Annotated in this window: 13 protein-coding genes; 4 read left to right on the top strand and 9 right to left on the bottom strand. The window is 42.3% G+C overall.

Annotation, left to right across the window (positions count from 1 at the left end):
- Nucleotides 1-114 precede the first annotated feature (114 nt).
- Together ACSSS3_RS03890 and ACSSS3_RS03885 are read left to right on the top strand one after the other, a co-directional pair.
- Nucleotides 115-666: a sigma-70 family RNA polymerase sigma factor gene (locus ACSSS3_RS03890; protein ID WP_228229645.1), complete on the top strand. Its 552-nt coding sequence runs from the start codon at nucleotides 115-117 to the stop codon at nucleotides 664-666.
- A 3-nt stretch (nucleotides 667-669) separates the two neighbouring features.
- On the top strand, nucleotides 670-924 hold the full coding sequence (locus ACSSS3_RS03885; RefSeq protein ID WP_099645937.1) for a hypothetical protein: 255 nt from the start codon (nucleotides 670-672) through the stop codon (nucleotides 922-924).
- On the opposite strand, the gene ACSSS3_RS03880 is transcribed toward ACSSS3_RS03885, so the two are convergent.
- Nucleotides 889-1,713 carry a hypothetical protein gene (locus ACSSS3_RS03880; protein WP_442846503.1) on the bottom strand — a complete coding sequence of 275 codons (825 nt, stop codon included), beginning with the start codon at nucleotides 1,711-1,713 and terminating at the stop codon, nucleotides 889-891. The genes ACSSS3_RS03885 and ACSSS3_RS03880 overlap by 36 nt on opposite strands.
- A 122-nt stretch (nucleotides 1,714-1,835) precedes the next feature.
- On the opposite strand from ACSSS3_RS03880, the gene gcvP reads away from it, so the two are divergent.
- Entirely contained in the window at nucleotides 1,836-4,679 is a 2,844-nt protein-coding gene (gcvP, locus tag ACSSS3_RS03875) for an aminomethyl-transferring glycine dehydrogenase (protein WP_442846502.1), read from the top strand.
- A 50-nt stretch (nucleotides 4,680-4,729) separates the two neighbouring features.
- Here the strand turns inward: gcvP and ACSSS3_RS03870 are convergent, their stop codons facing one another.
- From ACSSS3_RS03870 to ACSSS3_RS03855, 4 genes are read right to left on the bottom strand one after another with little or no spacing between them, the layout of a single operon-like run.
- Nucleotides 4,730-5,170, bottom strand: coding sequence for a hypothetical protein (locus ACSSS3_RS03870; RefSeq protein WP_442846501.1), 441 nt, complete (start codon nucleotides 5,168-5,170; stop codon nucleotides 4,730-4,732).
- A complete protein-coding gene (locus tag ACSSS3_RS03865) occupies nucleotides 5,167-5,547 on the bottom strand; it encodes a hypothetical protein (protein ID WP_442846500.1) in 381 nt (126 codons plus the stop codon). The genes ACSSS3_RS03870 and ACSSS3_RS03865 overlap by 4 nt, the downstream gene beginning before the upstream one ends.
- 11 nt (nucleotides 5,548-5,558) lie before the next feature.
- The gene (locus tag ACSSS3_RS03860) at nucleotides 5,559-5,900 is read right to left on the bottom strand and encodes a hypothetical protein (protein WP_442846499.1); all 342 of its coding nucleotides are present in this window, start codon (nucleotides 5,898-5,900) and stop codon (nucleotides 5,559-5,561) included.
- Nucleotides 5,901-5,958: 58 nt separating this feature from the next.
- Nucleotides 5,959-6,462 (bottom strand): GbsR/MarR family transcriptional regulator, encoded by a 504-nt coding sequence (locus ACSSS3_RS03855; RefSeq protein WP_228229615.1) that lies wholly within the window; start codon nucleotides 6,460-6,462, stop codon nucleotides 5,959-5,961.
- 80 nt (nucleotides 6,463-6,542) lie between these two features.
- Here ACSSS3_RS03855 and ACSSS3_RS03850 point away from each other — a divergent pair, with 80 nt between their 5' ends.
- Nucleotides 6,543-7,769 (top strand): glycosyltransferase family 4 protein, encoded by a 1,227-nt coding sequence (locus tag ACSSS3_RS03850; protein WP_442846498.1) that lies wholly within the window; start codon nucleotides 6,543-6,545, stop codon nucleotides 7,767-7,769.
- A 34-nt stretch (nucleotides 7,770-7,803) separates the two neighbouring features.
- Here ACSSS3_RS03850 and ACSSS3_RS03845 read toward each other — a convergent pair whose 3' ends face one another.
- The 4 genes from ACSSS3_RS03845 to ACSSS3_RS03830 all read right to left on the bottom strand — a co-directional run bounded on the left by ACSSS3_RS03845 (nucleotide 7,804) and on the right by ACSSS3_RS03830 (nucleotide 12,252).
- Nucleotides 7,804-8,322, bottom strand: a complete 519-nt coding sequence (locus tag ACSSS3_RS03845) for a hypothetical protein (protein WP_442846497.1) — start codon at nucleotides 8,320-8,322, stop codon at nucleotides 7,804-7,806.
- Between the two features lie 39 nt (nucleotides 8,323-8,361).
- A complete protein-coding gene (locus tag ACSSS3_RS03840) occupies nucleotides 8,362-10,392 on the bottom strand; it encodes a M3 family metallopeptidase (RefSeq protein ID WP_442846496.1) in 2,031 nt (676 codons plus the stop codon).
- A 217-nt stretch (nucleotides 10,393-10,609) separates the two neighbouring features.
- On the bottom strand, nucleotides 10,610-11,089 hold the full coding sequence (gene purE / locus ACSSS3_RS03835) for a 5-(carboxyamino)imidazole ribonucleotide mutase (RefSeq protein WP_442846495.1): 480 nt from the start codon (nucleotides 11,087-11,089) through the stop codon (nucleotides 10,610-10,612).
- A gap of 5 nt (nucleotides 11,090-11,094) precedes the next feature.
- Nucleotides 11,095-12,252: a 5-(carboxyamino)imidazole ribonucleotide synthase gene (locus tag ACSSS3_RS03830; protein WP_442846494.1), complete on the bottom strand. Its 1,158-nt coding sequence runs from the start codon at nucleotides 12,250-12,252 to the stop codon at nucleotides 11,095-11,097.
- Between the last annotated feature and the right edge of the window lie 145 nt (nucleotides 12,253-12,397).

Here is a 12,397-nt window from a genome sequence, read left to right as displayed (position 1 = left end):
TTGTGTTGCAATGGCAAGGCTTTATTTTTGGTTTTTGAAAATGCGGCTTATGGGGTTTAACTCGATCTTATTTGTTTAAATTTGCGTCGCGACAGCACGATCTATAATTCTATTATGGCAGACCACCAACTCGATCCCACAAAATGGGTGGATAAATATTCAGATTACCTGTACAATTACACAATTGTGAAGGTAAACGATAAGGAGGTGGCTGAAGATATCATTTCAGAAACCTTCCTGGCGGGCTTAAAGTCTATGAAGAACTTTAAAGGCGAAGCCAGTGAGCGCACTTGGCTGATTTCGATCTTAAAGCGAAAAATTATAGATTACTACCGCAAAATCAATTCTAAAAAAGGAAAGGCAGAGGTTCGGGTTAATTATACCGATGACGAAGAAGGAGGCGACTGGCTTGAAGAGCGCGTAGCAGATCCTTTTGATCGTACTGCCGAAGATGATTTGGAAAATACCGAGTTGGGTGTTGCGATCTATGCCTGTATCGATAAATTACCGGAAAAGCAGGCCGCGATTTTCAAGAAAAAGACCATTGAAGGTCAGGATACCGAAACTATTTGTAAAGAATTTAATATCACGCCGTCTAATCTGTGGGTAATCATTCACCGAGCCCGTACAGCACTGGCAAGTTGCTTAGAAGAAAACTGGTTATAAACGATGAAACTATTTGTAGATTGTAAAAAAGCCGGGCACCTTTGTGATAAAGGGCAGTATGATGATGCCTCCTTTTTTGATAAATTGAAAGTACGCTTTCACAATTTGGTTTGTAAACATTGCGCAGATTATTCAGAGCGTAATGCAAAACTTACCAGGCTGATGAAAGATCCCAAGTGCAAGCAAATGCCTGAGGAATGTAAAAAGCGTATCCGCGAGGAATTAGAGCGTGAGCTGGCTAAAGGCGAGCAACATTAACCACCATAAAACAGGGATTCCCTCAACGAAAAAAGATGCGTAATAGCTAGACTGATGTGTTGTAGCTTTTAGAATTGAAAAAGCGGTAATAAGTCCCAAAATACAGGTGATTACGGTAATTCCGGTTTGGTTTTTCGGATAGAAAAATTCTAAAAACACAAACCCCACGAGCAAGACCAAACCCAGAAGTTTGGTTTTTTTTATGCCTAAAACCTGAGGCAGGGTATTCAGCGCTAAAGCATCATAGGTAAGATCGCGTATCTCAAAAGGAATCATTAATGCCAAAATCAGCAATACACGCTGCGCAAAAAGGATCATAACCGAAAAGTCTAAACGATCTGCGCTGATTGCCGGAAGATAAACCGTTACTCCTGCCCAGACCGCGGCGATAATGAAGACTTTTAAGGTAGGGATTCTGCGTAAATTCTTTTTGTGGGGCAAAAACGGGATAGCATATAGAAGCGTCAATATTCCCAGCGGAATGCAATACAACCAGAAAACCCAATCAAACTGAAAGGCAAAATAGCAAAATGCCAGAAAGCAAAGCAATGAAAACGTCTGGATGCTTTTAAGGCTTTGGGTAAGATGCCTGTGGTGTAAACCGGCCAGTGCCGCGTACTTTACAAAATTATAGCCCGTAATACTACCGAAAAACACAAATCCGTAGAGCAGGGGTTGCGGGTTTAATGCCAGTTGAATTTCGGTAACCCATACCAAAGAAAGCACGGCGAGAGAGACGTGCAAACTGCTGTTGATGTAGAAATCAAAAAGAGCTTTAAGGTGCTTCACGGGCTAAAGTTAAAGCATGTGTTGATAACTGATTCCGGTGGTTAAAAACTAATAGGTTCAATATCCAATAATCTTCTTTGAAATTGTAATTTTGCGGCATTAAAAAACACACAAAATTGTATATGAGAACAGATGTTTTTGCTTTGCGGCATATAGGGCCAAGACCAGAGGAAAAGGAGCAAATGCTTGAAGCAATTGGTGCAGATAGTATTGATCAGTTAATTTACGAGACCCTGCCCGATGGTATTAGGCTTCAGAAGCCCCTTAATCTGGAACCTGCTTTGAGTGAGTACGAATATGCTACGCATATCAACGCCCTCGCAAACAAAAACAAATTGTTTAAAACCTACATAGGTCTGGGATATCACGAGTCAAAGACTCCTGCGGTTATTCAGCGAAACATTTTAGAAAATCCGGGCTGGTACACGGCTTATACTCCGTATCAGGCTGAGATTGCTCAGGGACGTCTAGAAGCCTTGCTCAATTTTCAGACTATGGTTGCTGATCTTACCGGGATGGAACTGGCCAATGCTTCACTCCTTGATGAAGCTACTGCAGCGGCTGAAGCGATGACCTTGCTTGCAGGCGTTCGTACCCGCGATCAAAAGAAAAACGGAACCTCCAAATTTTTTGTAGACAAAGATATTTTTCCACAAACGCTTTCGGTATTGCAAACCCGTGCGATTCCGGTAGGAGTAGAGCTTGTGGTGGGTCGCGCCCAGGAATTTGATTTTAGTGATGAATTCTTTGGCGCTTTAATTCAGTATCCATCAGCAACCGGAGAGATTCACGATTATACCGGCTTTATCAAAAAAGCACACGATCTGGACATCAAAGTTGCTGTTGCAGCAGATTTGATGAGTCTTGTATTACTTGAAGCTCCAGGTAAACTGGGAGCAGATGTAGTGGTGGGTACCACGCAGCGTTTTGGTATTCCACTGGGATATGGTGGTCCGCACGCAGCTTACTTCGCCACACGTGACGAATACAAGCGCAACATTCCCGGTCGTATCATCGGGGTGAGTAAAGACATGAACGGCGACCGCGCACTGCGCATGGCGCTACAGACCCGTGAGCAGCACATCAAGCGTGATAAGGCTACTTCAAACATTTGTACCGCACAGGTACTTCTGGCTGTTATGGCCGGAATGTACGGAGTGTATCATGGGCCAAAAGGTTTGCAGTATATCGCAACCAAAATTCACCGTACCGCAGCAACCCTTACCGATGCTTTGGAAAACTTAGGTTTGTACCAGTTGAACAGCGGGTATTTTGATACCATTCGGGTTAAGGCAGATGCCAAAACCGTACGTACTTATGCTGAGGCTAACGAAATTAATTTCTACTATCCCGACGAGGATACCGTTTCTATTGCGGTAAACGAGGCTACCAGTCTTGCAGATCTCAATAAAATCATTTCAGTTTTTGCTGAAGCTTTAGGGAAAGAATTCACGCATCTTGAAGCTTTGAAGGAACTCAACGCGGTTCCTGATTTATTACAACGCGAAAGCGAGTTTATGACGAATGAGGTGTTTAACAGCTACCACTCAGAAACCGAGTTGATGCGTTACATCAAAAAGCTGGAGCGTAAGGACCTTTCTTTAAATCACAGTATGATTTCTCTAGGGTCGTGTACAATGAAACTGAATGCGGCTGCCGAGATGCTTCCGCTTAGTGATGCACGTTGGGGGGGTATACATCCATTTGTGCCGGTAAATCAGGCTGAAGGCTATCAATATGTTTTGAAAAAGCTCGAGGATCAACTTACCGAAATCACCGGTTTTGCCGCGACCAGTTTGCAGCCAAACTCAGGTGCTCAGGGTGAGTATGCCGGTTTAATGGTAATCAGAGCCTATCACGAAAGCCGCGGCGAATCTCATCGTAATATTTGTTTAATTCCATCCTCAGCTCACGGAACCAATCCTGCAAGTGCAGTAATGGCGGGAATGCAGGTCGTGGTTACTAAAGCTAACGACGCCGGAAACATTGATGTAGATGATTTACGCGAAAAAGCAGAGCAGCATAAAGACAATCTGGCTGCACTAATGGTAACCTATCCTTCCACGCACGGGGTGTACGAAAGCGCCATTCAGGAAATCACCGGAATCATTCATGAGCACGGTGGTCAGGTTTATATGGACGGTGCCAATATGAATGCACAGGTGGGCTTAACCAATCCCGGCAAAATTGGGGCAGACGTATGTCACCTTAATTTGCACAAGACCTTTGCGATCCCTCACGGGGGTGGTGGTCCTGGTGTTGGTCCTATTTGTGTGGCAGAGCAGTTGGTGCCTTTTCTGCCCGGAAACCCGGTAATCAAAACCGGAGGTGAGGAAGCAATTACAGCTATTTCTGCAGCACCCTGGGGTTCATCCCTGGTTTGTTTAATCAGCTATGCCTATATCAAAATGTTAGGTGCAACCGGACTTAAAGAATCTACTGAAGCCGCTATTTTAAATGCCAATTACATCAAAGAGCGTTTAAAAGGAAAGTTTGACGTCTTGTATTCGGGAGAGATGGGACGTGCTGCACACGAGATGATCATTGATTGCCGACCTTTTAAAGAAAACGGAATTGAGGTTGTAGATATCGCGAAGCGTTTGATTGATTACGGTTTCCACGCGCCAACCGTTTCATTCCCGGTTGCCGGAACTATGATGATTGAGCCTACCGAAAGTGAAAGCAAAGCAGAACTGGATCGTTTCTGCGATGCGATGATCAACATCCGTAAGGAAATTGACGCAGCTTCTGCAGACGAATCAAACAATGTATTGAAAAATGCTCCGCATACCTTGAGCATGCTTACTGCAGATACCTGGGATTTACCCTATACCCGCGAGCAGGCAGCGTATCCGCTGGAATATGTAGCAGACAATAAGTTTTGGCCAAGCGTGCGTCGTGTAGATGATGCCTTTGGAGATCGTAACCTGATTTGTACCTGTGCACCAATTGAGGAGTATATGTAAGACCGACTGGTCAGTTAAAGTAAAAACCCCGCTATTTGCGGGGTTTTGTATTATAGAAGATCATCATTCAGATAAAGTCCGTAAGGAATACCTATTACGACTGCAGGTATAAATCCTAAAACGAAGAAGTATGAAGCAGAAAAAAGTAAATAATATAAATGCTTCATCTGTAATATATCTTCCAAAAAGACTTCATAAATAATATAGGGTAGATTGTAAAAAATTGAAATCAGTAGCAAAGAAAGTAATGTGTAGGCTAAACCCATCAATTTTGGATTCTTGCCAAGCTGAATTGCTTTTAAACACCATTGACTTACAAGAACACTTACGCTATAATTTATAAAACATGCGATTATGAAAAATTGAATTATACCTTTTTTGAAGGGAATTTCAATTCCGTCAAATACAAAGTGAATTATTCCTAAGAAGGATACAAGCCCAAACGTTGCAAGCAGAATACCTCCTTTTACTGCTTTATTATCAATTTTCATGATAATTGGGCATTTTGACTTTGTCTTGATTTCTTTCTTCCACGGAAAAACAAAAACAAATTGAAAAACAACATAATGCCCAGATAGATCGTAAAGCCGCCAATTTTAGAGCTTAGTATTTCTACCAGATTTTGATAGGTGTCATTAAACCCGTACGAGTGGATTTCCATAATCATTAATGCAAAGCCGATGTTGAGCAAATAAAAACCTACTTTAAATAATTGATTGGTAGCCAAAGCGATTTCTTCTTTGCCCTTAAAAATGTCAATCATAAAGAGTTTGCCGTTTTTAAAAAGTATTCGGGAAACATATAGGGTTAGCAAAATGGTTATGGGTAAATAAATGAAGTAGCCGATAAGGATTTTTGAAGTTTCCATAGTTTAAAGTATTAAGGATTAGAAATTTTCTTGAGATGCACGGTTATGAAGTAGATGTTGAAATAATGTAAACCTCCCAACAGGAGTATTAAAAGTCCCGTTCTTTGACTTAATTCAAGGATTATTTCTTCTGCAGAATTTAGACTCGGCCAGGTTTGGATAGATACCAAAACATATCCAAGATTGACCAAATAATAACCTATTAGTAACGAGCGATTTACCCGTGCCGTTAGAGAGGGATCATTCAGTGCCTGAAGAATAAATACTTCTCCTTTAGAATAACAGGTTTTACCTACCCAAATGATGACAGTCGAGGTTAAAAGAACATATAGTATATAGGTAATGATGTTCATGACAATACTTAAACTTTTAAACTTTCAGAAAATATTGAAATTAATTAATAAAAAAATATTAGGTCATTAATTTCATAATCGTTTTGGTTACCCAGTTTTCTTTTTGATTGGTGATTTTTTCGAGCATAGTATCGGCCCTGCTTACAAAATCGTAGAGCTCCTGCGTTTTCTGCTTGAATTTTTGCGCTTCCTTGCTTGTATTCTCATCAAAGTTGCGCACATCTTCAAGGACTCGCAGTGTAGGCTGAATCTCGCGCTTACTGCGTTCGATCGCAATTTTTCGTGCCAGCGAATCGACATCCTGATCGGCCTTAAAATATTCACGGCGTTCTCCGGGTTTGTACTCCTTGTAAACAATACCCCAATCAATGAGTCCGCGTAAGTTCATACTGGCATTACCCCGGGAAATCTGAAGCTCTTCCATAATTTCTTCCATGGAAAGGGAGTCTGGTGAAATCATAAGCAAGGCGTGAATTTGCGCCATCGTCTTATTGATACCCCATTGCGAACCCAATGCTCCCCAGGTTTGTAGAAATTGTTCTTTTGCTTCTTTAAATTCCATAGTTCAAATATAGTAAACTATTTTAAAGTTTCAATAATATATGAAAGTTTTTTTAATCAGAAGAAAACTATATTTGCGTTATGAGAGCATTAATCCTAGGTAACGTGTGGCCTGAACCCGTATCATCTGCTGCGGGAACGCGTATAATGCAGCTGCTCAAAATGTTGCAAAATGTAGGTTTTGAGGTGCATTTTGCCTGTGCAGCCGGTAAAACGCCACTTTCTGAAGATCTGGAAAGCCAAAATGTTTCCACAAAAGAGATTAAACTTAACGATGCATCATTTGATACGTATCTAAGCGAACTCAATCCTGATCTGGTTTTGTTTGACAAGTTTGTGATTGAAGAGCAATACGGCTGGCGCGTTCAGGAGCAATGTCCGCAGGCTTTACGTATTTTAGAAACCATTGACCTGCACGGTCTGCGTAAAGGGCGTGAGGCCGCTCTAAAAGACGGTAAGGCTTTTTCACAAGCGTATTTGCATAACGACTTTGCCAAACGCGAAATAGCCAGCATCTACCGTTGTGATCTCACGTTGGTTATTTCAGAATTTGAGATGCAATTGCTTGAGGATTTTTTCAGAGTGCCTGCCGGTCAGTTGCTCTATCTTCCGTTTATGGTTGATGCGATTCAGGACGAAGAGATCCGGAATTGGAAATCCTTTAAAGACCGAAAGCATTTTGTCACCATCGGGAATTTTCGGCACGAGCCCAACTGGCTTTCGGTGCGCTATCTCAAGACTGAAATCTGGCCCTTAATTCGCAGGCAACTCCCGGAAGCCGAAATGCGGGTATATGGTTCGTATCCCGCAGAAAAGCATACCCAATTGCATAATCCTAAAGAGCATTTTTATGTAATGGGCAGAGCCGAAAGTGCGCACAAAGTAATCGAAGATGCAGGTGTTTTACTGGCACCTTTGCTCAGCGGAGCAGGTCTAAAAGGAAAATTGCTGGATGCGATGCAGTGCGGTACTCCGGCAGTAACCACTCAGGTTGGAGCGGAAGGGATGCACGGCAATCTCGCATTTAATGGAAGCATTAGCGATACGCCTGAAACTTTTGCAAAAGCTGCAGTGAATTTATACACCTATCCAGAAAGTTGGCAGGAAGCTCAAATTAATGGAGTCAAAATCATCAATTCACGATTTCAGGCCGAGTTCTGGCAACCTGTTTTCGCCGAAAGGCTCAACCACCTCAAAGAAAATCTAGCTGATCACCGCCTTCACAATTTTACCGGAGCTATGCTTTGGCACCAATCGCTACAAGCCTCTAAGTTTATGAGTAGGTGGATTGAGTTGAAAAATGGGTAAGAGGTAAAAAGTTAAAGGTTTCGAGCTGCTTTAATTAGTGATTGTCGCGAACATATATCTTTATTTCCTCTTCTTTAAATTCATCCAAATTAAGCGAGCGTATGTCTTCTTCTAGTTCATCACAATTAACCTGTGCTGTATACGCATCAAACTTTGCCAGAGATTCCTTCTTCCAGGATTTATAGTTGTTGAAATCAATGGGATCAAGCCTGAAATCGGCTTTAGACAATTCAAAATGATCTCCGGTTTGCGTGCTTTGAAGCCTTAAGGAGTCTGAAGAAATGAAAAGGATTTTTAACGTATCGGGATTGGTCATTAGCTTTATTTCCGTTTGCTTAGCATCAGAAATGATAATCCCTTCATTGATGTATGTGACATTGCAGATTTCAATGAAGGGATTCGGTTTTTTCACAGCAAGCACTAAAATGCTATCGGTCAATGTATAGTTCCAATAGCTACCATCGGGATTGCATTTTCCCCAGTTTCCACGGATACTATTATTTTGACACGAATTCAAAATAACAAACATTAAGCTTAGGAATACAAATCTCATTTTCAAAATTTATAACCGATAAATTTACCCAAGGCTATTCTATTTAACAAGTCCTGCCCTTTTCAGCAAGGCCTCGGGATTCGGTTCTTTTCCGCGGAAACGTTTGTATAGTACCATTGGATCTTCGGTGCCGCCTTGCGACAAAATATGATCCCTGAATTTACGGGCGACTTCCCCATTAAAAATACCATTTTCCTTAAAGTAGGCAAAGGCATCTGCATCCAGCACTTCGGCCCATTTATAGGAGTAATATCCACTTGAGTATCCACCTTGAAAAATATGGGAGAAGGAGACACTCATACAGTTTTCGGCTACATCAGGATAGAGTTTGGTGTTTTCAAAAGCTGCAAGTTCGTGTGCTTTTACATCGGTTATGCCGCTGGGGTCTGCCCCGTGCCAGGACATATCTAAAATACCAAAACTCAACTGACGCAGGGTTTGCATCCCTTCCTGAAAGTTGGCCGCTTTCTTGATTTTATCGATGAGCACCATCGGGATGGTCTCACCGGTCTCGTAATGTTTAGCAAAGAGCTCCAAAGCTTCCGGCTCATAGCACCAGTTTTCTAAAATCTGACTGGGCAATTCTACAAAATCCCAAAACACCGATGGTCCTGATAAACTGGGATAGGTGGTATTGGCAAGCATTCCGTGTAAACCGTGACCAAACTCGTGAAACAAGGTAGTGACCTCATTAAATGTAAGCAATGAAGGTTTTGAAGGCGTAGGTTTGGTGAAGTTGCACACGTTAGAAACGTGAGGACGCTCATTTTGGCCATCTTTCTTAAACTGACCTTTAAATTGCGTCATCCAGGCACCGCCGCGTTTCCCGGGACGTGGATGGAAGTCTGCATAGAAAATCGCCATAAAATTGTCCATCTCATCAAAAACCTGATAGGTCTTGACATCTTTATGGTATTTGGGTACATCAAAAACCTCTACAAAACGCAAACCATAGAGTTTTTTGGCAACAGTAAAGACGCCGTCAATTACGTTTTCGAGTTTGAAATAGGGTTTCAGGAGTTCGTCATCCAGTTCAAAAAGTTGTTGCTTTAGCTTTTCAGAATAGTATGCGCTGTCCCACTTTTCCAACTGCTCAATGCCGTCACGTTCTTTGGCGAAATGTTCCAGTTGTTTAAACTCACGCTCGGCGGCCGGTTTCGCTTTTGCAAGCAAATCCTCCAGAAAGCGGTTTACGTTTTCAGGGCTTTTGGCCATACGCTCTTCCAGAACAAAATGCGCATGCGTTTTATAGCCTAACAGATTAGCCCGTTCGTGACGCAGGTTTACGATTTTGAGTACGTTGTCCTGATTGTCAAGCTTATCGCCGTGAAAACCCTTAGCTCCAAAGGCAACAGCCATCTGCCTGCGCAGTTCGCGATTTTCAGCATACTTCATAAACGGAATATAGCTGGGATATTCAAGCGTGAAAATCCAACCTTCCTTATTTTTTTCTTCGGCCGTTTGCGCGGCAGATTCTATGGTGCTTTCCGGTAAACCGGCAAGGTCTTTTTCCTCAGTAATATGCAGTTCAAACTTGTTGGTTTCCGCAAGGATATTTTCACCAAAAGTGAGTGCAAGCTTTGAGAGTTGGGTATCTATTTCGCGTAAGCGTGCTTTTTTTTCTTCAGGTAAATTGGCGCCATTACGGGCAAATCCCTTGTATTTTTTCTCCAAAAGAACCTGTTGTTCGCGGTTGAGGTCTAAAGTCTCGCGCGAATCATAAACGGCTTTTACCCGTTTAAACAAGGCTTCGTTGAGGGTGATGTCGTTTGAGAATTCAGATAAAAGTGGAGAAACTTCCTGTGCAATGTTCTGAATGGTCTCGTTAGTCTCGGCACTGTTGATGTTGAAAAAGGCGCTGGTAACACGGTCCAAATGTTGACCGGCAAAGTCGAGCGTAGCGATGGTGTTTTCAAAGTCAGGTGCTTGGGTATTTTGAGTGATTTCATCGATCTCTTTTCGTGCTTTATCAATGCCGTCAAGAATCGCCTCTTTATAGTCGGTGTCTGAAAACGAGCCAAATGGTACGAGATCGAAATCTTTAAGTAATATATTTTCTGAATTTTTCAATTTTTCAGTAGTGTTTATGAATATTATGTATTTAAGCTATAAATATGATTGTTTTAACGAATGCAACCAAAATTTTACTTTAACTTTGCATTACCTAACAAAAATATTAGCATAGATCTGTTGTAGAAGGTTTGATTAATAATATTTAGAATGGTTAATAAATACATATAATTTCACCCAGACAGTCTATTAAGAGCCGTGTTTTACACGGCTCTTTTTATTTTTTAAGCGATGCCGCTCCTGCGATCACCTTTTCTTTAAGCCCTTCTTTATAGGTTAAAATACGATCGCGTATCTCTTTATCTGAAGCACCTAAAATCTGTGCGGCAAGAATCCCGGCGTTCTGAGCTCCATCAAGAGCTACAGTAGCAACCGGTACTCCACCGGGCATTTGCAGGATTGAAAGTACCGAATCCCAGCCATCAATTGAATTTCGGGATTTTACAGGAACACCAATTACCGGCAGGGGAGACAGCGAGGCGATCATTCCGGGTAAGTGAGCTGCGCCGCCCGCACCTGCAATGATGACCTGAATACCGCGCTCGTGGGCATTTTTTCCATAGTCAAAAAGCTTATCTGGCGTGCGGTGGGCAGACACGATATCTACTTCGGTCTCAATGCCTAATTGCTTTAATACGTCTATTGCACTTTGCATCACCGGCATATCGCTGGTGCTTCCCATTATAATTCCTACCATGCTGTTTATTTTGTAATTACGCGTATTGTTTGTTTTACTTTTTCGGCGATAGCCCGGGCTTTACTGAGATCGCTGTTTGCAATCGTCACATGTCCCATTTTGCGAAAAGGACGGGTTTCCCGTTTGCCGTAAATGTGCGGGGTAACCCCTTCAAGGGCCAGAATATCCTGAATCTTTTCGTAATACACATCACCCTGATAACCTTCCTCGCCAACCAGATTTACCATTACTGCTCCTGTTTTACTGGCCGTTTCGCCAAGAGGCAGATTTAAAACCGCACGCAGGTGCTGTTCAAATTGATTGGTATAACTGCCTTCTATACTGTAATGACCACTGTTGTGCGGGCGCGGTGCGACCTCGTTAACCAGAATTTCATCGTCTTTGGTCTGAAAAAGCTCTACGGCCAGCAGTCCCACGTGCATAAAAGCTTCAGAGACTTTGGTGGCGACTTCACGGGCTTTTTGAGCCACAGCATCGTCAATGCGAGCGGGACAAACCACGTATTCAACCTGATTGGCTTCCGGATGAAATTCCATTTCCACAACCGGATAGGTTTTTACCTCGCCTTTTGGGTTGCGCACCACAATAACGGCCAATTCATTTTTAAACGGAATCATCGTTTCGGCAATACAAGGTACATCAGCGAGTTTGTCAAGATCCTTTTGTTCCCTAACGACCTGTACACCTTTGCCGTCGTAACCTCCGGTGGTACTCTTCCACACAAACGGAAAACTGATTTGGTTTGCGGTGAGCGAAAGCTTTAAGGCTCCCAGGTTTTCAAAACGAGTATAGGGCGCCGTAGGGATGTTTTTTTCGATATAAAAATCTTTTTGATCGCCTTTGTTTTGAATTTTCCGAAGGGTTTCGGGAGCGGGATATACACTTTTTCCTTCCGCCTGCAAACGCTCCAAAGCCTCTACATTTACGGCTTCGATCTCAAAAGTGATCACATCGGCTTCTTTCCCGAAGTTATAAACGGTATCAAAATCCATCAGATCACCCTGTTCAAAATAGTTTGCGGCTAATCGTGCGGGAGCTTCCGGACTTGGATCCAAAACCCGGGTTTGAATATCAAATTTACGGGTTTCATAAAGCAGCATTTTGCCCAGTTGACCACCGCCTACCACGGCGAGTTTAAAATCTGAAGAAAAATAAGAAGTCATGAAATACGTATGTTTAAGGCTGAAAATTAAAGGTTACAAAAGTAACTTTTTAGGCAGAGATTGGCTAAACAGACGGCTAAATACTTTGGTTTTTTGACGGTCTTTAGCTCTAGGTATTGTACAATTCTAAATGCAAAAGCCGGTA

Origin of the sequence: Leeuwenhoekiella sp. H156 (genome assembly GCF_052218455.1) — a bacterium.
Lineage (GTDB): Bacteria > Bacteroidota > Bacteroidia > Flavobacteriales > Flavobacteriaceae > Leeuwenhoekiella > Leeuwenhoekiella parthenopeia.
This window is presented reverse-complemented; position numbering and strand designations above follow the sequence as displayed.

What these genes read in the sequence shown, in the direction of transcription:
- ACSSS3_RS03855 (WP_228229615.1), bottom strand. Translation starts at nt 6,462, where the DNA reads ATGGAATTTAAAGAAGCAAAAGAACAATTTCTACAAACCTGGGGAGCA.
- ACSSS3_RS03850 (WP_442846498.1), top strand. Translation starts at nt 6,543, where the DNA reads ATGAGAGCATTAATCCTAGGTAACGTGTGGCCTGAACCCGTATCATCT.
- ACSSS3_RS03870 (WP_442846501.1), bottom strand. Translation starts at nt 5,170, where the DNA reads ATGAAAATTGATAATAAAGCAGTAAAAGGAGGTATTCTGCTTGCAACG.
- ACSSS3_RS03885 (WP_099645937.1), top strand. Translation starts at nt 670, where the DNA reads ATGAAACTATTTGTAGATTGTAAAAAAGCCGGGCACCTTTGTGATAAA.
- gcvP (WP_442846502.1), top strand. Translation starts at nt 1,836, where the DNA reads ATGAGAACAGATGTTTTTGCTTTGCGGCATATAGGGCCAAGACCAGAG.
- ACSSS3_RS03865 (WP_442846500.1), bottom strand. Translation starts at nt 5,547, where the DNA reads ATGGAAACTTCAAAAATCCTTATCGGCTACTTCATTTATTTACCCATA.
- ACSSS3_RS03860 (WP_442846499.1), bottom strand. Translation starts at nt 5,900, where the DNA reads ATGAACATCATTACCTATATACTATATGTTCTTTTAACCTCGACTGTC.
- ACSSS3_RS03890 (WP_228229645.1), top strand. Translation starts at nt 115, where the DNA reads ATGGCAGACCACCAACTCGATCCCACAAAATGGGTGGATAAATATTCA.
- purE (WP_442846495.1), bottom strand. Translation starts at nt 11,089, where the DNA reads ATGGTAGGAATTATAATGGGAAGCACCAGCGATATGCCGGTGATGCAA.
- ACSSS3_RS03845 (WP_442846497.1), bottom strand. Translation starts at nt 8,322, where the DNA reads ATGAGATTTGTATTCCTAAGCTTAATGTTTGTTATTTTGAATTCGTGT.
- ACSSS3_RS03830 (WP_442846494.1), bottom strand. Translation starts at nt 12,252, where the DNA reads ATGACTTCTTATTTTTCTTCAGATTTTAAACTCGCCGTGGTAGGCGGT.